19 protein-coding genes are annotated in these 21,092 nt (G+C 65.2%); 7 read left to right on the top strand and 12 right to left on the bottom strand.

Features of this window, described 5'->3' with window-relative positions:
• The first annotated feature begins 8 nt into the window (after positions 1 to 8).
• Together AC1RRJ_RS08425 and AC1RRJ_RS08420 are read left to right on the top strand one after the other, a co-directional pair.
• Entirely contained in the window at positions 9 to 917 is a 909-nt protein-coding gene (locus tag AC1RRJ_RS08425; RefSeq protein ID WP_493121394.1) for a hypothetical protein, read from the top strand.
• Positions 914 to 2,296 (top strand): PAS domain-containing sensor histidine kinase, encoded by a 1,383-nt coding sequence (locus AC1RRJ_RS08420; protein ID WP_493121392.1) that lies wholly within the window; start codon positions 914 to 916, stop codon positions 2,294 to 2,296. Before AC1RRJ_RS08425 ends, AC1RRJ_RS08420 begins: the two co-directional genes overlap by 4 nt.
• A 59-nt stretch (positions 2,297 to 2,355) precedes the next feature.
• Here the strand turns inward: AC1RRJ_RS08420 and AC1RRJ_RS08415 are convergent, their stop codons facing one another.
• Positions 2,356 to 3,642, bottom strand: coding sequence for a citrate synthase (locus AC1RRJ_RS08415; protein WP_493121390.1), 1,287 nt, complete (start codon positions 3,640 to 3,642; stop codon positions 2,356 to 2,358).
• A gap of 37 nt (positions 3,643 to 3,679) precedes the next feature.
• Positions 3,680 to 5,134, bottom strand: a complete 1,455-nt coding sequence (gene gltX, locus AC1RRJ_RS08410; protein ID WP_493121388.1) for a glutamate--tRNA ligase — start codon at positions 5,132 to 5,134, stop codon at positions 3,680 to 3,682.
• A gap of 71 nt (positions 5,135 to 5,205) precedes the next feature.
• On the opposite strand from gltX, the gene AC1RRJ_RS08405 reads away from it, so the two are divergent.
• On the top strand, positions 5,206 to 7,365 hold the full coding sequence (locus tag AC1RRJ_RS08405; RefSeq protein WP_493121386.1) for a ComEC/Rec2 family competence protein: 2,160 nt from the start codon (positions 5,206 to 5,208) through the stop codon (positions 7,363 to 7,365).
• On the opposite strand, the gene lexA is transcribed toward AC1RRJ_RS08405, so the two are convergent.
• The 10 genes from lexA to AC1RRJ_RS08355 all read right to left on the bottom strand — a co-directional run bounded on the left by lexA (position 7,319) and on the right by AC1RRJ_RS08355 (position 16,571).
• On the bottom strand, positions 7,319 to 8,011 hold the full coding sequence (lexA, locus tag AC1RRJ_RS08400; protein ID WP_493121384.1) for a transcriptional repressor LexA: 693 nt from the start codon (positions 8,009 to 8,011) through the stop codon (positions 7,319 to 7,321). The genes AC1RRJ_RS08405 and lexA overlap by 47 nt on opposite strands.
• 66 nt (positions 8,012 to 8,077) lie before the next feature.
• Entirely contained in the window at positions 8,078 to 9,268 is a 1,191-nt protein-coding gene (locus AC1RRJ_RS08395) for a molybdopterin molybdotransferase MoeA (protein WP_493121382.1), read from the bottom strand.
• Entirely contained in the window at positions 9,265 to 9,738 is a 474-nt protein-coding gene (gene moaC / locus AC1RRJ_RS08390) for a cyclic pyranopterin monophosphate synthase MoaC (RefSeq protein WP_493121380.1), read from the bottom strand. The genes AC1RRJ_RS08395 and moaC overlap by 4 nt, the downstream gene beginning before the upstream one ends.
• Positions 9,739 to 9,944: 206 nt before the next feature.
• Positions 9,945 to 10,730 carry an indole-3-glycerol phosphate synthase TrpC gene (gene trpC / locus AC1RRJ_RS08385; protein ID WP_493121378.1) on the bottom strand — a complete coding sequence of 262 codons (786 nt, stop codon included), beginning with the start codon at positions 10,728 to 10,730 and terminating at the stop codon, positions 9,945 to 9,947.
• A complete protein-coding gene (gene trpD / locus AC1RRJ_RS08380) occupies positions 10,727 to 11,725 on the bottom strand; it encodes an anthranilate phosphoribosyltransferase (RefSeq protein ID WP_493121376.1) in 999 nt (332 codons plus the stop codon). The genes trpC and trpD overlap by 4 nt, the downstream gene beginning before the upstream one ends.
• Complete coding sequence (locus AC1RRJ_RS08375) at positions 11,722 to 12,255, bottom strand: YcxB family protein (RefSeq protein ID WP_493121374.1); 534 nt, start codon at positions 12,253 to 12,255, stop codon at positions 11,722 to 11,724. Before AC1RRJ_RS08375 ends, trpD begins: the two co-directional genes overlap by 4 nt.
• Positions 12,252 to 12,842, bottom strand: a complete 591-nt coding sequence (locus tag AC1RRJ_RS08370; RefSeq protein WP_493121372.1) for an anthranilate synthase component II — start codon at positions 12,840 to 12,842, stop codon at positions 12,252 to 12,254. Before AC1RRJ_RS08370 ends, AC1RRJ_RS08375 begins: the two co-directional genes overlap by 4 nt.
• Positions 12,839 to 13,099, bottom strand: coding sequence for a hypothetical protein (locus AC1RRJ_RS08365; protein ID WP_493121370.1), 261 nt, complete (start codon positions 13,097 to 13,099; stop codon positions 12,839 to 12,841). The genes AC1RRJ_RS08370 and AC1RRJ_RS08365 overlap by 4 nt, the downstream gene beginning before the upstream one ends.
• The gene (trpE, locus tag AC1RRJ_RS08360) at positions 13,099 to 14,616 is read right to left on the bottom strand and encodes an anthranilate synthase component I (RefSeq protein WP_493121368.1); all 1,518 of its coding nucleotides are present in this window, start codon (positions 14,614 to 14,616) and stop codon (positions 13,099 to 13,101) included. The genes AC1RRJ_RS08365 and trpE overlap by 1 nt, the downstream gene beginning before the upstream one ends.
• Positions 14,617 to 14,624: 8 nt before the next feature.
• Complete coding sequence (locus tag AC1RRJ_RS08355; RefSeq protein WP_493121366.1) at positions 14,625 to 16,571, bottom strand: peptidylprolyl isomerase; 1,947 nt, start codon at positions 16,569 to 16,571, stop codon at positions 14,625 to 14,627.
• 177 nt (positions 16,572 to 16,748) lie between these two features.
• Between AC1RRJ_RS08355 and tpiA the strand changes: the two genes are divergently transcribed.
• The 4 genes from tpiA to AC1RRJ_RS08335 all read left to right on the top strand — a co-directional run bounded on the left by tpiA (position 16,749) and on the right by AC1RRJ_RS08335 (position 20,612).
• On the top strand, positions 16,749 to 17,501 hold the full coding sequence (gene tpiA / locus AC1RRJ_RS08350) for a triose-phosphate isomerase (protein ID WP_493121364.1): 753 nt from the start codon (positions 16,749 to 16,751) through the stop codon (positions 17,499 to 17,501).
• Between the two features lie 219 nt (positions 17,502 to 17,720).
• A complete protein-coding gene (gene secG, locus AC1RRJ_RS08345) occupies positions 17,721 to 18,158 on the top strand; it encodes a preprotein translocase subunit SecG (RefSeq protein WP_493121362.1) in 438 nt (145 codons plus the stop codon).
• A 112-nt stretch (positions 18,159 to 18,270) separates the two neighbouring features.
• Complete coding sequence (pyrG, locus tag AC1RRJ_RS08340; RefSeq protein ID WP_493121360.1) at positions 18,271 to 19,902, top strand: CTP synthase; 1,632 nt, start codon at positions 18,271 to 18,273, stop codon at positions 19,900 to 19,902.
• Between the two features lie 26 nt (positions 19,903 to 19,928).
• Positions 19,929 to 20,612, top strand: coding sequence for a Crp/Fnr family transcriptional regulator (locus AC1RRJ_RS08335; protein WP_493121358.1), 684 nt, complete (start codon positions 19,929 to 19,931; stop codon positions 20,610 to 20,612).
• Positions 20,613 to 21,092: the final 480 nt, after the last annotated feature.

Below are 21,092 nucleotides of genomic sequence, written 5' to 3'. Positions count from 1 at the left end.
GGATGCGCATGGCTGAATTCTCCTCCTTGCCCGGCATCGACCTGCCGTCGCCGACGCTCTCGGCGCGCCTGCGCGAGCTTGCCGATTATCTGGCGGCGCCCGCAGCCGGGCGCCTGACCGAAGAACAGCGCGCGCTTTCGCTGGGCATCACACGCCGGCTCGTCGCCGATGTAGCGGCGCGGCTCGATTCGGCGATCGATGCGGAGGTGCTCTGGCGCGATTGGCTGGTCGGCGGCTTACCTGGTCCCGAACGCTTTGCCGCAGCTTGCTTTGCGCGCGCCGAGGAACATCGCTGGCGCGAACAATCTGCGCAGCAGAGCGGCCCGCCCGAGATGCTTCCCCGCGAATCCGCCGGGGTGAGCGACGAAGAGCCGGCCTGCGGCGAAACTTTGTCAGCAACCGATCGCGCCCATCTGGCGCTGCAAATTGCCGACCGCCGCCGCTTCGACGCGCTCGGTCATCCGGCGCTGGGCGTTGCCGACCTCGACCCCCTGATATTTCGTGGGCTGCTTCACGACATTGCGGCGTGGCGCCTCGGCCAGATCAGTCAGGACCATCGCCGTGCCGCCGCGCTAGGCGATGCGGTGCGGGCAGCAATGGACCGGCAGGCGGACGAGCGCGGCATCGACGCCGCTGCCAAGGCCTATCATGATATGCTGGCGGCGCGCGGCGCGCTGTCCGACACGGCTGCAACCGCAATCACCCGGCATGACTGGCCAGTGGTGATCGCGCTGGCTGCCGTCGCATGGCACCGCAGCTATGGCGATATGGCGCTCGCCTTGCTGACGGCGGGCGCCGTTACATTGCCGTCGCTGCTCGGGCCGTTGCGGCTCGACCGGGTCGCACTGGCGCCGCTCGAGGCGTCGCTTGCGATGCTGTCGGCGCGGGCCGTTGCGGGCCAAGGTGACGGAAAATGAGAAGCGAGCACATCATCCACGGTCGTATCGACCGGGCGGGCTTGCTTATCGGTGCCGACGCACCCTTGCTGCGCCTGCAACAACGCGCGGGCGCAGATCTCGGAAAGCCGCTGGCGCTGCCGCATCTGGCGCGGCTTGCCGCGCTGGCGCAGCGGTTGCAAACCGACATCAATCGCCCGCTCTATGCGGCCGATGATCATAGTGACGTTCATGCGCTCGTCCGCATCATTCCCGATTCCGATGGCGCAAGCGTCGAAATCAGCGACTGGCGCACGCGTCCGGTCGCTCAGCCGCTCATGCCGGCGATGGTAGCGGCTAGTATGACGCCGCAAAGCTGGACGTGGGAATGCGATCAGCAATTGCGCATGGTCGCATTACGTGCCGGAGCCGACGCGCCACCGATTCCTGAAGACTGGGAAGGGCATTCGCTGTCCGAATTGTTCGAACTGCAGCCCGACGAGGACGGCCGCTTTCCGGTGCTGCGTGCTCTGGCGCGGCAGATGCGGTTCGAAAGTCAACGCGTGCGCGCCGATGGACAGACCGCGCGGGTGTCGATGACGTTGTCGGGCGAAGCTGTATTCGATGCGACGGGGCGCTTTACCGGCTTTCGTGGCATTGCCGCGCCCGCCGATGAGCCGGCGGCGGATCATCCGCCCCAAGTGCAGGCGGCGCTCGACCCGGCCTTCGGATCGCTGCCGCTTTCCGATCCGATTTTCGGACGAAGGATCGACGGCGCGCTGCGCGGGCCGCTCAGCCGCATCATCGCGACGGCCGAGACGATTTCCGGCCAGTTCGACGGTCCGATCCGCGCCGACTATGCGCGCTATGCGGGTGATATCGCGCATGCCGGGCGCCATTTGCTCGGCCTGGTCGACGACCTGGCTGACCTCCAGAATATCGAACGCCCGGGGTTCAAGGCGGCGCAGGATGAAATCGACCTTGGCGACCTCGCGCGCCGAGCGGTCGGTCTGCTCGGTATGAAGGCAGAGGAAAAGGGCATTCGCATCGATGCTCCGAGCACCGACGACCAGATGCCCGCGACCGGCGAATTCCGCCGCGTACTTCAGGTTCTGCTCAACCTGCTCGGGAATGCTATCCGCTATTCTCCAGAAAATTCGCTGATCTGGATACGTGTCGATCGCGAGGGGAACCGGGCGATGGTGACGGTCGCCGACCAGGGTCAGGGGATCGACTCCGGGCAACAGGCGGTCGTGTTCGAGAAATTCGAGCGGCTGGGCCGCACGGACAGCGGCGGATCGGGACTTGGCCTCTATATCGCTCGTCGCCTCGCGCGGGCGATGGATGGTGACCTGACTGTCAACAGCGCGCCGGGACAGGGCGCGCGCTTCACCTTGAGCCTGCCGGCGCGCGACGTCTGAATCGAAACGGCGGCGCAGTTGCCTGCGCCGCCGTTTGAAATCTGTCTGAAATCGAAAGCTTAGCGCTTGTCGACCGGCACGTACGGGCGATGCGTCGGACCGGTGTAGAGCTGGCGCGGACGGCCGATCTTCTGTGCGGGGTCCGAAATCATTTCGTTCCACTGCGCGACCCAGCCGACGGTGCGGGCGAGGGCGAAGAGCGCGGTGAACATCGTCGTCGGGAAACCGATCGCCGACAGGATGACACCTGAATAGAAATCGACGTTCGGGAACAGCTTCTTCTCGACGAAATAGGGATCGTTGAGCGCCATTTCCTCGAGCTGCAGCGCGACTTCGAAGACGGGATCGCTGACCTTCAGTGCGTCGAAGACTTCGCGCACGGTCTTCTGCATCACCGTCGCGCGCGGATCGTAGTTTTTGTACACGCGGTGGCCAAAGCCCATCAGGCGGAACGGATCATTCTTGTCCTTCGCGCGGGCGATATATTCGGGGATGCGGTCAGGTGTGCCGATTTCGCGCAGCATGTTGAGCGCGGCTTCGTTGGCGCCGCCATGCGCAGGGCCCCACAGGCAGGCGATGCCCGCCGCTATGCATGCGAAGGGATTTGCGCCCGACGAACCCGCGAGGCGGACGGTCGAGGTCGACGCATTCTGCTCATGGTCGGCGTGGAGGATGAAAATACGGTCGAGCGCGCGCTCGACGACCGGATTGACCACATATTCCTCGGCGGGAACGCCGAAGGTCATGCGCAGGAAATTGCCGGTGTAGCTCAGCGAATTGTCGGGATAGACGAAGGGCTGGCCGACCGAATATTTATACGCCATCGCCGCGATCGTCGGCATTTTCGCGATCAGCCGGTGGCTGGCGATCATGCGCTGGCGCGGGTCGTGGATTTCGGTCGAGTCGGGGTAGAAGGCGCTGAGTGCGCCGACGACGCCGCACATCACCGCCATCGGGTGCGCGTCGCGGCGGAAGCCGCGATAGAAGGTCGCGAGCTGTTCGTGCAGCATCGTGTGGCGCGTGATTGTGTTTTCAAACGAAGTCAGTTCACCGGCGTTCGGCAGTTCGCCGTTCAGCAGCAGGTAGCAGGTTTCCATGAAGCTGGAATTTTCGGCTAGGTCGCCGATCGCATAGCCGCGGTGAAGCAATACGCCTTCGTCGCCGTCGATATAGGTGAGCTGCGATTCGCAGCTCGCGGTCGACGTGAAGCCCGGGTCATAGGTGAAGGCACCGGTCTGGGCGTAGAATTTGCGGATATCCACGACATCCGGACCGACCGTGCCGGACAGCACGGGGCTTTCGATATTCTTGTCGCCCAGGGTGATTTTCGCGGTCTGGTCGGTCATGGCTTTCCCCTATTCATTGGGCTGAGACGGTGATCGGCTACGCCCCTGCCGGAAAATTGTGCGCTGCGTCAAGTCGCGCCAGGCTGGTATCGCGGCCAAGCAGCAGGAGTACGTCAAAAATTCCCGGCGATATTGTCCGCCCGGTCAGCGCGGCGCGCAGCGGCTGGGCCAGTTTCCCGAGTCCGACACCCGCGGCTTCGCTTTCTTCGCGAATGGCGGCCTCGACCGATTCCTGTGACCAGTCGGGCAGCGCGCGCAAGCGGTCGGCGATCGACGCCAGCATGCCAGCCGGGGTGTCTTTGAGCACCGCCGCGGCCTTTTCGTCGAACGTCAGCGGTTCAGGCACGAACAGGAAGGTCGCGCCATCGGCGATTTCGTGGAGCGTCTTGGCGCGCGGCTTCAGCGCCGCCATCGCTTTCGTGAGCAACGTCTGCTCGTCGGCGGTCAGATCGCGGCCGACCAGCTTGCCCGTCATCGGAGCGACCAGCGCGGCGAGGCGCGCGTCATCGGCTTCGCGGAGATAATGGCCGTTCAGATTTTCGAGCTTCTTGAAATCGAAGCGCGACGGCGAGCGGCCGACATGACCAAGGTCAAACCATTCGACCGCCTGCGCGCGGCTGATGATTTCGTCGTCGCCGTGGCCCCAGCCGAGGCGGAGGAGATAATTGTTCACCGCTTCGGGCAAATAACCCATTTCGTCGCGATAGGCGTCGACGCCCAGCGCGCCATGGCGCTTCGACAGCTTCGCGCCATCGGCGCCGTGGATCAGCGGGACATGCGCATAGACGGGCTCGCGCCAGTTCATCGAACGCAGCAGCGCAACCTGACGGAAGGCGTTGTTCAGATGGTCGTCGCCGCGGATCACATGCGTCACACCCATGTCGTTATCGTCAACGACGACGCTGAGCATATAGGTCGGGGTGCGGTCGCTGCGCAGCAGCACGAAATCGTCGAGTTCGGCATTCTGGACGGTGACATCGCCCTGAACGCGGTCGCTGATCGTCACCGCGCCTTCCTGCGGCGCGCGCAGGCGGAGGACGTGAGGGATGGCGGGGTCACCGTCATTGCGGTCGCGCCACGGGCTGCGGACGCGGAAAGGCAGGCGTTTTTCCTGTGCTTCGGCGCGCATCGCTGCGAGTTCGTCCTGCGTCAGGTAACAGCGATAGGCTTCGCCCTTCGCCAGCAATTCATCGGCGACGGCGGCATGGCGGTCGGCGCGTGCAAACTGGAACACCGTTTCGCCGTCCCAGTCGAGGTCGAGCCAACGCATCCCGTCGAGAATTGCGTCGATTGCCGCGTCGGTCGATCGCGCGCGATCGGTGTCCTCGATGCGGAGCAGGAATTTTCCGCCGTGATGGCGCGCGAACAGCCAGTTGAACAGCGCGGTGCGGGCGCCGCCGATATGCAGGAAGCCGGTCGGCGAGGGCGCAAAGCGCGTCACCACATCGGCGCCGTTCGCTTCGACTGCAATTGCTTGATTTTCGGTTGCCACCAGGTTCTCTTTCACTCACTCTGTCGCCCCCGGATACAGGTGCGGGGACGGGGGTCGGGGGAGCCCCTAGCATGGCGACAAGGCAGCTTCAAACGCCCATTGGTACGCGCTGGGTTGCGGGATGGCGCAGGCTGGCCGACGCAATAGAAGCGCTGCTGGAGGCGGAACGCGAGCGGATCGGGCTTTGGCTGCCCGTTGCGCTCGGTGCCGGGGTTGCCGCCTGGTTCATTCTTCCGGCTGAGGCGCATTGGATCGGGCTTCTGTTGTTGCTCGCTGCGGGCGCACTCGGCGGCCTGCTGATCGGCTGGCACAGCCGGATGGGGCGAGCGGTTGCGATCGGCTGCGGCGTGATGGTAGCGGGAGTATTGTTGATCTGGGCGCGGTCGCTGTGGGTTGCGGCGCCGGTGCTCGCGCGGCCGATCACAACCGAATTTACTGCGGCGGTCGAGCGCGTCGAGCCTTTGCCCGCGCGTGGGCAGGTGCGTTTCATTGTCCAGCCGCATGATCGGCCGGACCTGCCGCCGCGCATGCGGCTTACCGCGGATAGCGAGCGAGCGGGCGATATCATGCCCGGTGAGGATATCGGCGTTCGCGCGCGCCTGATGCCGCCACCCGCCGCGAGTTTGCCCGGCGGCTATGATTTTGCGCAGCGCGCGTGGTTCGATCGCATCGGCGCCGTCGGGACGATTCTTGGCGAGATTGCGCGTGTCGAGGGACAAAGGGCACGCGCGCCGCCGCTGCGTGCGCGGCTCAGCGCGCATATCCACGGCCAGCTCGACGGATCGGCGGGCGGCATCGCCGCCGCGCTCGTCACCGGAGATCGCGGCGCGATCGCCGAGGTCGATGAAGAGGCGATGCGGCGCAGCGGGCTTGCGCATCTTCTGTCAATCAGCGGGCTGCATGTGACCGCCGCGGTGGGCTTTGCGATGTTGTTGACGATGCGGCTGCTGGCGCTGAATCGGCGGCTGGCGCTCGCGGGCTATGTGTTGCCGCTTGCCGCCGCTGCCGGGGCAATTGCGGGCGGGGCTTATACATTGCTCGCGGGTGCGGAGGTGCCCACGCTGCGCTCGTTCATCGCCGCGCTGCTCGTCCTTTTCGCCTTCCTGCTCGGGCGCGAGGCGCTGACCTTGCGGCTCGTCGCTGCAGGGGCGCTGATCGTGCTGATCTGGCGCCCCGAGTCGCTCGCGGGGCCGAGTTTCCAGCTGAGCTTCGCGGCGGTCACCGCGATCATCGCGCTCCACGAAAGCCGTTCGATGCGGGCATTTCTTGCGCGTCGCACCGAAGTTTGGGCCATTCGACTGGGGCGTGGCATTGTCGGATTGCTGATCACCGGTCTGGTGGTTGAGGTCGCGCTGGCGCCGATCGCGCTGTTTCATTTCCACAAAGCGGGACTTTACGGCGCGCTCGCCAATGTTGTCGCGATCCCGCTGACCACTTTCGTCATCATGCCGGCCGAGGCGCTGGCCTTGCTGCTCGACAGCGTAGGGCTCGGTGCGCCTTTCTGGTGGGTCACAGGGCAGGCGCTGGATCTGTTGCTCGCGCTTGCGCACGGCGTAGCCGCCGCTCCGGGGGCGGTCGCGATGCTGCCGAGCTTTCCCGCCTGGGGCTTCGGCCTGGCGATTTTTGGCGGGCTTTGGCTGTTGCTGTGGCAGACGCGCTGGCGCCGCGCGGGCTTCGCGCCGCTCGCGATGGGGATCGCGGCTTTGCTCGTGCAGCCACGGCCGGATGTGCTGGTGACGAGTGACGGGCGTCATATTGCAGTCGCGGCGCCGGGGGGCGGTTATGCGCTGCTTCGCGACCGTGCGGGCGACTATGTTCGCGATACGATGGCGGAGGCTGCGGGTCACGACGCTCCGCTCGTTGCGCTGGCCGACCTAAATCACGTCGAGTGCAACGCGGACTTCTGCCGCTGGCGGCAGGGCGAAGGAGACGACCAGCGCCATTTCCTTGTCTCGCGCGGCCGAGACCGGATCGAGGGGGCCGATATGGCGGCGGCGTGCGCCGCCGCCGATGTCGTGATCAGCGACCGCTGGTTGCCGCGCGAATGCGTCGCGCGCTGGTTGACGGTCGATCGCGACAGCCTCGCCGAAAGTGGCGGGCTTGCCATCTATACTGGTGACGGCCCGCGCATCGTCACTACGCTACGCGCGGGCGACGAACATCCGTGGCGCCGCCCGCCGCAGGTCAGTGGTAACGACGAAGCAGTCCCGACAACCGACCCTGCACGATGACACGATCGGCGGCGTAGCGCTGGGGCTCATAGGCGCTGTTCGCTGGGTCGAGCCGGATCATCTGGCCTTCGCGGCGGAAATATTTGAGCGTTGCGTCCTGACCATCGACCAGCGCGACGACGATATCGCCCTCGCGCGCGGTGCTGGCTTTCTGGATCAGCGCATAGTCGCCATCGAAGATGCCGGCCTCGACCATCGAGTCCCCCGAGACTTCGAGCGCATAATGCTCGCCCGCGCCGAGCAGCGCGGCGGGGACCGCAAGATTGTTGTGATCCTCGAACGCCTCGATCGGAACGCCCGCGGCGATTTTGCCGTGCAGCGGCACTTCGATGATGTCGTTCGCGGCGAGCGGACGCAGGGCGGGGGCCGGCTTGCGCAGCGGGACGATATTGTCGCGATCATTGTGCACAGGCGTATTCGCCGTCCTGGCGGCCTCCGGCACCTTGAGCACTTCGAGCGCGCGGGCGCGGTTGGGGAGGCGGCGGAGGAAGCCGCGTTCTTCCAATGCACTGATAAGTCTGTGGATTCCGGATTTCGACTTGAGACCAAGCGCTTCCTTCATCTCCTCGAACGACGGCGAAATGCCACTCGTGTCGAGCCGTTCCTGGATGAAGTGGAGCAGTTCATGCTGCTTCGCCGTCAACATCGTTCATTCTCCATGATGCCAAATACCGGACATAAGGAGAACGATAGTGGAACAGAGCGGAACTTGTCAAGCGATGGCGATATAATCGGCCATATCCCCGGCGCTGCGCGGCGGCGCGCCGATTTCGCGGAGGATCAGCGCGTTGGCGGCGATCAGCGGGAAAGTCTGGCCGCTGTCTTGCGCGGCGAAGGGAGTGAGCCGCCCGGCGTCGAGTCGGGCGCGTAGATAATCGCGGCGGCCATCCCCGGCAGCCAATGGCGCGGCGAGGGGGGCTTGATGGACCGGCGGCAGCGGATCGCGCGCGCCAGCGAGGTGGCGGACGAGCGGGAGCAGGAACAGCGTCGCGGTGACGAAGGCCGAGGAGGGGTTGCCGGGCAGACCGAGCAGGATCGCATCGCCGATGGTGCCCGCGACCAGCGGCTTGCCGGGGCGCATCGCGATCTTCCAGAAATCGATGCTCCCGCCCGTGTCTTCGAGCGCACCGCGGACATGATCATGATCACCGACCGAGGCGCCGCCAACAGTGACGATGACGTCATGATGGCGCGCCAGATCATTGAGAATGTTGGAAAGAAGGCCCCGGTCGTCGCGGGCGTGGAGCGGCAGGCTGACCTGTGCGGGTTCGGCGGCGAGCATTGCAGCGAGCATGACGCCATTGCTGTCGGGAATCTGGCCGGGAGATAGCGGACGGCCCGGCGGGACAAGTTCGTCGCCGGTGGTCAGGATCGCGACGCGCGGTCGCCCGCCGACCGAAAGCGCACCTGTACCGCCCATTGCGGCGGCGGCGATGGCGCCGGGGGTGAGGCGTGTTCCTGCCTCGAGCAGTGGCGTTCCGCTGGCGAAATCGGTAGCGCGTGCGCGGACGTGGCGGCCGGGTTCGCCCGGGCTCTCTCCAGATAATATCAATTTGTTTCCGTCAGTTACGGCGTCTTCCTGAATCAATATTGTGTCGGCACCGGCGGGGAGCATGGCGCCGGTGAAAATGCGCATGGCCTCGCGTGTACCGATTGTGCGCCGGGGTGTGGTTCCGGCGGCGATGTCGCCGACGATGGTCCACGGGCCGGGCAGGTCGGCGAAGCGGATCACATAGCCATCCATCGCCGACAAGGGCGCGGCTGGCTGGTCACGTTTTGCTCTCACATCTTCTGAAGTATATCGGTCAAGCACTTCGGATAAGGCAATATTTTCTGACGCCAGCGGATCACAGAGCGCCAGGAGCCGCGCCTGCGCGTCCGCGACGGGCAGCAGGTCACTCACTCGGCGCGCCAGTCGCCCGACCGTCCGCCGCTCTTTTCGAGCAGGCGAATGTCGCCGAGGATCATCGCGCGGTCGAGCGCCTTGGCCATGTCGTAGAGGGTGAGAAGCGCGACGGAGGCCGCGGTCAGCGCCTCCATCTCGACCCCGGTGGGGCCGGTGGTCGCGGCGGTCGCGCGGACCGCTATGCCGGTCGCTTCCCAGTCGAACTCGACGCCGACATTGGAGAGCGCGATCGGGTGACAGAGCGGGATGAGGTCGGCGGTGCGCTTCGCCGCCATGATGCCCGCGATGCGCGCGGTCGAGAGGACATCGCCCTTCGGTGCATTGCCGCTGCGGATCGCCTCCAGCGCCTCCGCCGACATGGTGATGCGTCCGCCCGCGACGGCGCGCCGCCGGGTGGGTGCTTTTGCGCCGACATCGACCATCGATGCGGCGCCGCTTTCGTCGAGGTGAGTCGGTCTGTTTGTCATGCCAGTGGAGCGAAGCAATGTGCGGGGGCAAAGGCAAGGGGGAAGGGCGTGTGCACTGCAAAACCCCGAAGAAGGCATTTCATTCCCCGTCGTCGCTGGGGCTTCGACAGGGCCAAGGCAGGTTAACGGCCGGATTTACGAGGAGCGGAATCTTGCCTGACACAGGCGGTGCGATTCCACGCGGAAAATCAGACGCGGCTGCTGCTTCAGCCCTCTAGCAGCGCCCTGGTTGCCGCCGTGACGTCATCCTGACGCATCAGGCTTTCGCCGACGAGGAAGGTTTTTACGCCGCTTTGGGCGAGGCGTTGGCAGTCGGCGTGGTTCGCGATGCCGCTTTCGCCGACGAGCAACGTGCCCGGCGGGACGAGCTTGGCGAGCCGTTCGGTGACGCCGAGGTCGGTTTCGAAGCTACGCAGGTCGCGGTTGTTGACGCCGATCAGGCGCGAGTTGAGCTGCGACAGCGCGCGGTCGAGTTCGGCTTCGTCATGGACTTCGACGAGGACGTCCATGCCGCGTTCGATCGCGGCGGCCTCGATATCGGCCATCATGGCGTCTTCGAGCGCGGCGACGATGATCAGGATCGCGTCGGCGCCGATCGCGCGGGCTTCGGCGACCTGCCACGGGTCGACCATGAAATCCTTGCGGAGGACGGGCAGGTCGCATGCGGCGCGCGCGGCGATCAGAAAATCCTCATGGCCCTGAAACCATGGCGCATCGGTGAGCACCGACAGGCAGGCAGCGCCGCCCGCAGCATAGGCACGAGCGTGGTCTGCAGGGCTGAAATCTTCTCTTATCAATCCCTTGGATGGCGAAGCTTTCTTGATTTCAGCAATCAAGGCAAAGCCGCCCGCGTCGATCCTGGTCTGCAGGGCGGCGGCGAAGCCGCGCACCGGGCCGGCGTCGATGGCGTCGAGCTGTGCGAGCGAGCGCAAGGCGCGGCGTTCGGCGACTTCTTCGGCCTTGGTGACGAGGATTTGGGTGAGCTTGTTCATTTATAGGCGATCCAGCAATTGAGCAGCGCGTTGGCGAGACCCTTGTCGATGGCCTCGGCGGCCTCTTCGACTCCGGCGACCAGATTGTCGACCGTGCCCGCGACAACGAGCGCCTCGGCGGCGTTATAGAGCACGGCGTCGCGATAGGCCCCGGTTTCGCCCTGCAGAAGGTCGCGGAGCGCTTTGGCGTTATAGGCCGCGTCGCCGCCGCGAATTTCGGCGATGGCGCGGGTAGGAAGCCCGGCGTCGGCGGCGTGGCTGCGCTGCATCCGCACACCGTCGGGGGTGATGACCGCAACCTCGTTGCCGCCCGCGAGCGAGAGTTCGTCGATGCCCTCGTCGCCCGAAATCACGCGCGAATGTTCGGTCCCGAGCCGGTGCAGCGCTTCGGCATAGACGGGGACATAGGCGGGGCGCGCGATGCCGATCAGCTGACGCGTGACACGCGCCGGATTGGCAAGCGGGCCCATCAGGTTGAAGATGGTGCGGCGGCCGAGCGCCTTGCGGATCGGCATGATGCGCTTCATCGCCGGATGATGGTGCGCGGCGAAGAGGAAGCAGATGCCGAGGTCGGCGAGCTGGGCTTCGGCGAGCTGCGATGCGCGCTCCATGTCGAGGCCAAGCACTTCGAGGGTGTCGGCGGCGCCGGATTTGGAAGAAGCCGCACGATTGCCGTGCTTTGCGACTGGAACTTCGCATGCCGCGACGACGATGGCGACGGCGGTCGAAACGTTGAGCGTATGATGTCCGTCGCCCCCGGTGCCGCATACGTCGATCGCGCCCGCGGGGGCGTTGATCGGGATCAGCCGGTCGCGCATCGCCTGCGCTGCAGCGGCGATTTCGACCATCGTTTCGCCGCGATCGGAGAGCGCGCTGAGGAATAAGGCGATATGCTCGTCGCTCGCTCCGCCGTCGAGCATCGTCGCGAAGGCCGCCGCGGCTTCGTCATCGGCGAGCAGGTTCGACGGATCGGGAAAGGGGCCGAAACGGCTCATGAAGACCTCTTCTGGGGCACACCCGCTTGCTGAAGCAGGGCGGTGATGGCATCGGCCGCGCGTTCGGCCGCTGCGTCGTGCAAGGGAATGATGTTGAACAGCGCTTCCGAACGATAGATCAGCAGCATGCCGCGGGTGCGCAGCCATTGATGGAAATCGCCCCATGCGACATTGCCGCTGTTGTCCGGATTGGCAATGCTCAGCCTGTCTTCGTCCCAGCTTAGCGCCCAGGATGTGCGAAGGTCCGCCTGCTGGGAATGGATGCGTCTGGTATAGCGCGGCAGCCACCAGCGGCGCATGACAAGCTGGATCGCAACAAGCATGAACACCAGCGAGAATAGCAGGCCACCCGCCAATATGGCGATATGGCGGGCGTCGGGAGGGCTGTCCCAAAGCGCGAGGCCGGCAGCCATAAGCAGGACAATCAGCGCGCCAAGCGCGACCTTGCTCTTGGGAAAAAGCGGGTAATGGGCGCGATAGGCGGTCAGCAGATCCGCTTCGCTGACCTGAAGGTCGAGCTGTCCGTTCACGCCGCTTTCCGGGCGCTGACCGGCAGTCCTGCGATACGGAGGAAGTTGGCGAGCATCGCATGGCCATGTTCGGTGGCGATGCTTTCGGGGTGGAATTGCACACTGTGGATCGGGAGGTCGACGTGGCGGAAGCCCATCACCGCGCCGTCATCGCTGGTCGCGTTGATCGCGAGGCAGGCGGGAATGTCGACGACCTCGAGGCTGTGATAGCGCGTCGCGGTGAGCGGCGAGGGGAGGTCGGTGAAGAGGCCGGTGCCGTCATGACAGACGGGCGAGGTCTTGCCGTGCATCAAATGGCCGCGCTGGACGGTGCCGCCGAAATGCTGGCCGATCGCCTGATGGCCGAGGCAAACGCCGAGCAGCGGACGCCCGGCTTCGGCGCAGGCGGCGACGAGATCGAGGCTGATTCCTGCCTCGTTCGGGGTGCAGGGGCCGGGCGAGATCAGCATCGCGTCGGCGCCGGTCGCGAGCGCTTCGGCAGCGGTCAGCGCGTCGTTGCGCTCGACGCGCACCTCGGCGCCCAGCTCGATCAGATAATGAACGAGGTTGAAGGTGAAGCTGTCGTAATTGTCGATGACGAGGATCATGGTGTCATTCTGTCGTAAGCGATCACGGGCGAAGGCGCGAAGGGAGGCTGGCTGGCCGCCGCATACCAATCCATGCGAAAGTTCGAAAGCACTTCGAGTTCGTTCAGCAGCAGCTTCCAGCCGTCCATCTCTTCATGGAACAACCAATGGCGGTCATCGGAAGCAATTTCGCAGCAAATGAGGTCGGTGATCACCTCGTCGCGCTTGAAGAAAGTGACGCGGCGGATCTGTTCGGCGGATATGGGGAGCTGTTGCATCACTGCCCATAACCGGGGGTGACGGCAAGCCGCACGGCTTCGCGCGCTGCGGCGAAGAGGGCGCCGGCTTTCGCCTCGCACTCGCGCTGTTCATAGGCGGCTTCGCTGTCGGCGACGATGCCGGCGCCCGCCTGGACGTGCATTTCGCCGTCCTTGACGATCGCGGTGCGCAGCACGATGCAGCTGTCCATATTGCCGTCGGGGGCGAAATAGCCGACCCCGCCGGCATAGGCGCCGCGCGCGTCGGCCTCCAGCTCGGCGATGATCTGGCAGGCGCGGACCTTGGGGGCGCCGCTGACCGTTCCCGCCGGGAAGCCTGCGAACAAGGCGTCGATCGCATCCTTGTCGGGGGCGATGCGGCCGATCACGTTCGACACGATGTGCATGACATGGCTGTAAAATTCGACGGTATAGCTGTCGGTGACGGTCACGGTGCCGCCCATTGCCGCGCGGCCGACGTCGTTGCGGCCGAGGTCGAGCAGCATAAGATGCTCGGCGCGTTCCTTGGGGTCGGCGAGCAGGGATTCGCGGTTCTGGACATCCTCGGCGCTGGTTCGCCCACGCGGACGGGTGCCGGCGATCGGGCGGATGGTGATTTCGCCGTCGCGGACGCGGACGAGGATTTCGGGTGACGAGCCGATCAGCGCAAAGCCGGGCAGATCGAGGAAATAGAGGAAGGGTGAAGGGTTGATCCGCCGCAGCGCGCGATACAGATCGAATGGCGGCAGGTCGAAGGGGGTCGAGAAACGCTGCGACAGGACGACCTGAAAAATATCGCCCGCGGCGATATATTCCTTCGCCGTGGCGACCATGTCGGCGAAGCGTTCGGGAGTTGTCGCGGGATTTGCCGTGATGTCGGCGGGCAGCGCATCGGTCGTGGCGCGCTCGGGATGGGCGCTGACGCGCGACAGGCGCGCGGCGATGTCCTCGAGCCGGTCCTGCGCCGCGTCGATCATCCGGTCGATCGGTGCGTTGGCGTCGGGCCAGATCGGCGCGATCAGGAAGAGTTCGTCGGCGAGGCGATCGAAGACGAGGATCGTCGTCGGGCGGACGAAGACCATGTCGGGCAGGCCAAGCCCCGTGCCCGGCGCGCGCGGGATGCGCTCGACGAGGCCGATGGTTTCATAGGCGAAGAAGCCGACGAGCGTCGCGAGCGCCTTGGGCAGACCCTCGGGAACGTCGAAGCGGCATTCGGCGACGAGGTCGCGCAGCGCCTGAAGTGCGGGAGCGGCGACGGGCTCAAAGGCTTCGCGGTCACGGCGCCAGTCGCGGTTGATCCGCGCGGCGTCGCCGGTGACTTCGAACATCAGGTCGGGGTCGAGCCCGATCAGGCTGTAGCGCCCGCGGGTTTCGCCGCTTTCGACCGATTCGAGCACCCAGTCGCCGCGCCCCGGCTGAATCAGTTTGAGCGCCGCCGAAACCGGGGTTTCGATGTCGGCGATCAGCCGCTGCCAGACAACCGCGCCGCGGCCCTGTGCCAACGCCTCGAGCGCGGCAGCTCTACCTTCCAGTGTCACGACCGGGTCTATTCGGCCGCTTGTGTGGTGCCGGTGAGTTCGCGGCGCAGCTGTTCGACCAGATCCTTGTTGATCTTCACATTCGCGCGGCGCTTTGCCTCGCCCGCGAGCTGTTCGACCAGCTCGTTGCCAAAGGCCGATGCGAGCGGGCGGGCGATCGCGGCAACACGTCCGGCCTCGATGCTCTTGGGATCGGGGCGTCGCACTTCGTCGAGGGCAATGACCATCCAGCCGCGGTTGCCCGGGATTTCCAGCGTCTTCACGCTGCCTTGCGCCATCGAGAAGAGAAGGGCGAGTTCGGGCGGGACGGGCTGGCCATTCTGGCCCAGTTCGGCGCGGGTGCCGCCGATTGGCTGGACGCCGCCGATGTTCGGGCCTGCGGCGCGCACGGCGTCGGCAAGGCTCTTGCCGCTTTCGACCGTTTTCACGATGGCGCGCGCGTTGTCGCGGGCGACCTTCTGCCCCTCGGCAAAGCGCCATTCGGCGAGCAGATTGGAGCGGATCTGGGCGAAGGGCGGCGGAGCCGCTGCGACGATCGTCTTGACCGAGTAGATGGCGAATTTTTCATTCTCGACCAGCGTTGCGAGATGGCCGTCGCCTTCGCCATCGGACTGGAACGCCTGCGCGACCATCGGAGCGAGTTCGGGGGGCAGGGCAAAGCCCGGCTGACCCGGCGCCTGACCATTGGCCAGCAGCGCGGGCGTTTCGGCGAGCACGAGCTTGCGATCGGCCGTGACTTCCTGGATCGAGGCGCCGCCGTTCACGGCATCCTGAAGTGTGTTGTAATAATCGACGATCGCCTCATTCGCCTTGTTCTTGGCGATTTCGGTGCGGATTTCGTCGCTGGTATCGGCGAGGCTGCGCGCCGGCTTGGGCGTGACATTTTCGACCCGCGCGATTGCCCAGCCGAGGCCGGTCTGCGTCGGCCCGAGCACGTCGCCGTTCCTGGCGGCAAAGGCGGTCTTGGCGACGGCGGCGCTGGTCGTTGCGGCATAGGCCGACTGGGTCAGGTCACCGGTGGTTGCGGCGGAAAGGCCCGCGGACTGTGCAGCGGCGGCGAGCGGAGTTCCGGCGCGAACCTTGGTCGCGATCGCATTGGCGGTCGCCTGATCGGGGGCGATGACCTGCGCAAAACGGCGCGTCTCGCTGGCCGCGAACTGGGCGGCATTGTCCTTGTACACCTTGGCGATTTCGGCGTCGGTGACGGCAGGGACCGGAACCGCAGCGCGATCGAACAGGGCGTATTGGATCACGCGGCGCTCGGGGACGGTAAACTGGGCCACATGCTGCGACAGAAATTTCTTCAGCGCCGCGTCGCCGGGATCGGCGGAGGGAGCAAAGGGACTGGCGGGGATGAAGGTTGCCTGACCGCGACGCTGTTCCATCAGCAGCGCGGCATAGGGCTGTGCCATTGCCCGTGCGATCGCGGGCATCATGCCCACCGGATTGGCGAGCTGTTCGGCCAGCAACTGCTGGCGGATGTCGCGGCGCAGCTGCGCCTCGCTGATGCCGTTCTGGCGCAGGAAGGTTTCGAAGCGCGTCTGGTCGAATTTCCCGGACACGCCGGCAAAGACGGGCAAGTCGGCAATGCGGCCGTCGATCAGCCGTTTGCTGACACCAAAGCCGAGGTCCGTGGCGAATTGATCGAAGGCGGCGCCCTCGACAAGCTGATCGAGTACCCGGTCGAGTCCGCCCGATTCGACGAACGCCGCCATGGTCAGTGTGGGCTGTTGTTGCCGTGCCTGATCATAGGACTGTTTCACCCGGTCGCGTAGCTCGCCGATCCCGATGTCGGTGTTGCCTACCTTGGCCGCATTGGCGCCTCCGACGCCGCCAAAATTGGCGTTGCCGGTGACGTCGCCAAGCGCGAAGGCCAGGCCGACGAGGACGACGAAGCCGAGGGCAACGACCTTGCCGATCGTGGATCCGAAGAGGCGGCGAAGGGCGGTGATCATGGAGCGAGCATTCTTTCGGCGAAGGCGCTTGTCAAAGCGCGGTTGCGCGATGCTTTAGAGTCTGTCCCGGCGAAATGGAAGTATCGTGATCGCGGGAACGCGTACCCGGCTTGCCTATTCGCCCCGCGCGCCGCTAGGGCGGCGGGCATCGACATCGCGAACAGGAGAAACAGGACAATGGCACGGCGCAAATATGTGGTCGGCAACTGGAAGATGAACGGCCTGTCGGATGCGATCGGCGAAGCGCAGGCGATTTTCGCCGCGGCAAAGGGGCATGCGGCGGTCGATGTTGCGCTATGCCCGCCCTTCACGCTGATTGGCGCGATGGTTTCGGCGGCGCCGGGCGCGGCGGTCGGCGGGCAGGATTGCCATAGCGCTACCTCTGGCGCCTTCACCGGATCAGTTGCGGCGGCCATGCTCGTCGATGCCGGCGCGACGCTGGTCATCGTGGGACATAGCGAACGGCGTGAAGGTTGCGGTGAAAGCGACGCGGATGTGCAGGCGAAGGCGGTCTCGGCACTCGCCGCGGGTCTTTCGGTGATCCTGTGCGTCGGCGAACCGCGCGAAGTTCGCGAATCGGGTGATGCCATCGCCTATGTGCTGGCACAGATTGCGGGCTCGTTGCCCGGCGATTTCGATGCGGCGCGGCTGGCGATCGCTTATGAGCCGATCTGGGCGATTGGCACCGGGCTGGTTCCGACCGTCGGGGATGTCGCGGCGATGCATGGCGCGATCCGCGCCAGGCTGACGGAGCAGGCCGGCGCGGCGGCGGCGCAGGATATGCGCATCCTTTATGGTGGTTCGGTCAATGGCGAGAATGCCGCCGAACTGCTGGGCGCGGGCGACGTCGATGGCGCGCTGGTTGGCGGGGCGAGCCTGACGGCCGGCAAATTCGTGCCGATCGTGGCTGCGGCTGCGGCTCTGAACTAAGGCGATCAACCCTGTTTTCGTTCGCATCGTGCGAAGCAGAGATGCCCCTCAGTGAAGCGCTGAACCGATGGGTGTCTCGACTTCGCCCGACACGAACGGAGGTAGAAGCGGTTTTGATGAAGCTCCCGCGACACGCTGTGGGTTGAAGCGAAGCGGCTTCGTCTCTATGTGCGCGGCGGGCATGGTCCGTGTGAGGCCGTGCAAGTTCGGGAAATTTCGATGTCCAATCTGTTCACCTTTGTGCTCGTCGTTCAGGCCCTCGTTGCGGCCGTGATGATCGGCGTCATTCTGATGCAAAAGTCGGAAGGTGGCGGTTTGGGGGTCGGCGGCAGTCCTGCGGGCCTGCTTTCGGCGCGCGGCGCGGCGGATTTCATGACCCGGGCAACGACGATCCTGGCGACGCTGTTCGTCGGACTGTCGATCCTTCTTGCGGCGATGGCCTCGGTCGGTCGTAGCGGATCGAGCATCGACACCACGCTGTCGAAAACCGCGCAGCAGAGCGGCGCGGCGACTGGTCCGTCGTCGCTGACCGGTCCGCCGCAGGGCGCACCGGGCGCGGTACCCGCCGCTCCGGCCACCGATGATCCGCTGGCGGCAGCCGCCGCGGCAGCTGCGGCACCCGAGGCTCCGGCGCAGGGCGCACCGGCCAAGAAATAAACCGGCGGCTTCGGCCACCCGACTTCACCCGCGCGGCGGCGGAATTATTTTCCGCCGTTTGCGATTCGACGGCTTGCGCCGTCCCCCTCCTGTTGAGTAAGTCTTTCCTCCCATGGCGCGGTTCATTTTTATCACCGGCGGCGTGGTCTCCTCCCTTGGCAAAGGTTTGATGGCGGCTAGCCTCGCGGCTCTGTTGCAGGCGCGAGGTTATCGCGTCCGCATCCGGAAGTTCGATCCCTATCTGAACGTCGATCCGGGCACGATGTCGCCCTATCAGCATGGCGAAGTCTATGTGACCGACGACGGGGCCGAAACCGATCTGGATCTGGGCCATTATGAACGCTTTACCGGCGTTGCGGCGCGGCAGAGCGACAATGTCACCTCGGGCCGCATCTATCAGCAGATCATCACCAAGGAGCGTCGCGGCGATTATCTGGGCGCGACGGTTCAGGTCGTTCCGCACGTCACCGACGCGATCAAGGCCTTTGCGCGCACTGATATCGAGGATCTCGATTTCGTGCTGTGCGAAATCGGCGGAACCGTCGGTGATATCGAATCACTCCCCTTCATCGAAGCGATCCGCCAGCTGCGGAACGAAGAAGGGCGCGACAAGACGCTGTCGGTTCATGTCACGCTGGTGCCCTATATTGCGGCCGCGGGCGAGTTGAAGACCAAGCCGACGCAGCATAGCGTACGCGAACTCGCGTCGCTGGGCGTCCAGCCCGATATTTTGCTGTGCCGCTGCGAAAAGCCGCTGCCCGACAGCGAGCGCGCGAAAATCGCGCAATTCTGCAATGTCCGCAAGGAAGCGGTGATCCCGGCGCTCGACGCCGACAGCATTTATTCGGTGCCGGTCCAATATCATGGCGAAGGCCTCGATACCGAAGTGCTGCACGCCTTTGGCATCCACGACGCGCCCGATCCCGACCTGACGCGCTGGTACGACATCATGGATCGCAAGCAGCACCCCGAGGGTGAGGTCACGATCGGCGTCGTCGGCAAATATGTGTCGCTGCCCGATGCGTATAAGTCGCTGAACGAGGCGCTGGTCCACGGCGGGCTGGCGCACCGGGTGAAGGTCAATATTCGCTGGCTCGACGCCGAAATCTTCGAGCAGGCAGATGAACTCGCCGCGAATCTGGAACCGATGCACGGCATTCTTGTGCCCGGCGGGTTCGGCGAGCGCGGGTCGGAAGGCAAGATCGCCAGCGTGCGCTTCGCGCGCGAACGCGGCGTACCTTTCTTTGGCATTTGCCTCGGCATGCAAATGGCGTGCATCGAGGGAGCGCGGAACACCAGCGGGATCGAAAAGGCATCGAGCACCGAATTCGGCCCGACCGACGAGCCGATCGTCGGTCTGATCACCGAATGGATGAGCGCCGAAGGCCTGCAAAAGCGTGGTGCCAACACCGACATGGGCGGTACGATGCGGCTGGGCGCTTATGAAGCCAAGCTGTCGCCGAACAGCCATGTCGCCGCCGTCTATGGCGCGAACGAAATCAGCGAGCGCCACCGCCACCGTTACGAGGTCAATGGCGCCTATCGCGAGAGCCTCGAAAAGGGCGGGTTGGTGTTTTCGGGGATGTCGCCCGACGGCATGCTACCGGAAATCGTTGAGCGGCCGGACCATCCGTGGTTTATCGGGGTGCAGTTCCATCCGGAACTCAAGTCCAAGCCGTTCGATCCGCACCCCTTGTTTGCGGGGTTCATCGAAGCGGCGGTGAAGCAGAGCCGGCTCGTCTGAGACGGCCAACAGGGAAGGACAGGGGCATGGATCACGCGAAACTCGCTGCATTGCAGGGCCCCGACAGCATCTTTTCCGGCCTTAGCCTTCAGGATTGGGCTGACCTTGCGGGCCGTGCGGTGCAGGTCAATTTCGTCAAGGGCAAGGAGTTGCTCAGTCAGGGCGAGGCTGGCGACGGGATGCTCATCCTGACCGAGGGCAGCGCGCGCGTGTCGATGCTGTCACCCCATGGGCGCGAGATCGTGCTGGCCTATGCCGAGCCCGGAGCGGTGCTGGGCGAGATTGCGCTGCTCGACGGCGGCGAGCGCACCGCATCGGTCGTCGCAACGAGTGCGGGCGCAGCGCTCCAGCTCGGCCGCAATGCGCTCCGCGATTTTGCCGCGAGCCATCCCGATTTTGCCTGGTCGCTGATGCAGCAACTCGCGCGGCGGCTGCGCACCGCTGACCAGACCATCGAAAGCGACCGCGCCTATGCGTCGGGTCCGCGGCTTGCGCGCTATTTGAAGCGGCTGATCCGTCAGGATGTGGAGGCGTCGTATCGCGTCGAGCTTTCGCAGACCGAACTCGGCAATTTTGCCGGGATGAGCCGCGAGCATATCAACCGCCAGCTGAGGAGCTGGGAGGAATCGGGGGTTATTTCGCTCGAGCAAGGACGCGTACGCGTGCTCGATACCGATATGCTTGAGGATATCAGCGAATCCGAGGGATAGGGCGGCCGTTAGCTGCCGATTGCAGGCGTTGCTGCTCCCCACCGTCGTCATGCCGGACTTGATCCGGCATTCATCGCCAGCCTGTTGCCTGGACCCTGGATCAGGTCCGGGGTGACGATATTCGGGAATGACCGATTGGCGACGCTTAACCTGAATCACAACGCCCGGGCCTCTTTCGAGACCCGGGCGCCTGTGACGAACTTCGCCATCCCCCTTTTGCGCAGGCCAGGCGAATGGCCGTGCACTCCCTGAAACCGGGCCTTTCGCCGCGTGATCCAGAAGACAGGGGGCTAGGACGCCCATGGGAGTTTGTCACCCTTCCGCAAGCGTCCACCTGTCCTTTTGCGCGGTGCTGTGGCCGATAGGCAACAGATTTTGCGAATCGTTCGCAGTGGTGTCGCGGGTCCGCCCCATTGCCAGCACTGCCCAGGCTCCCTAAAGCGGCGACATGACCGCAATGCGCATCGCGCCCCAAAGGCC

Source organism: Sphingopyxis sp. GW821-FHT12C06 (assembly GCF_058807415.1).
Note: the sequence above shows the minus strand (reverse complement) of the source record. Positions and strands in the feature narration are given on the sequence as shown.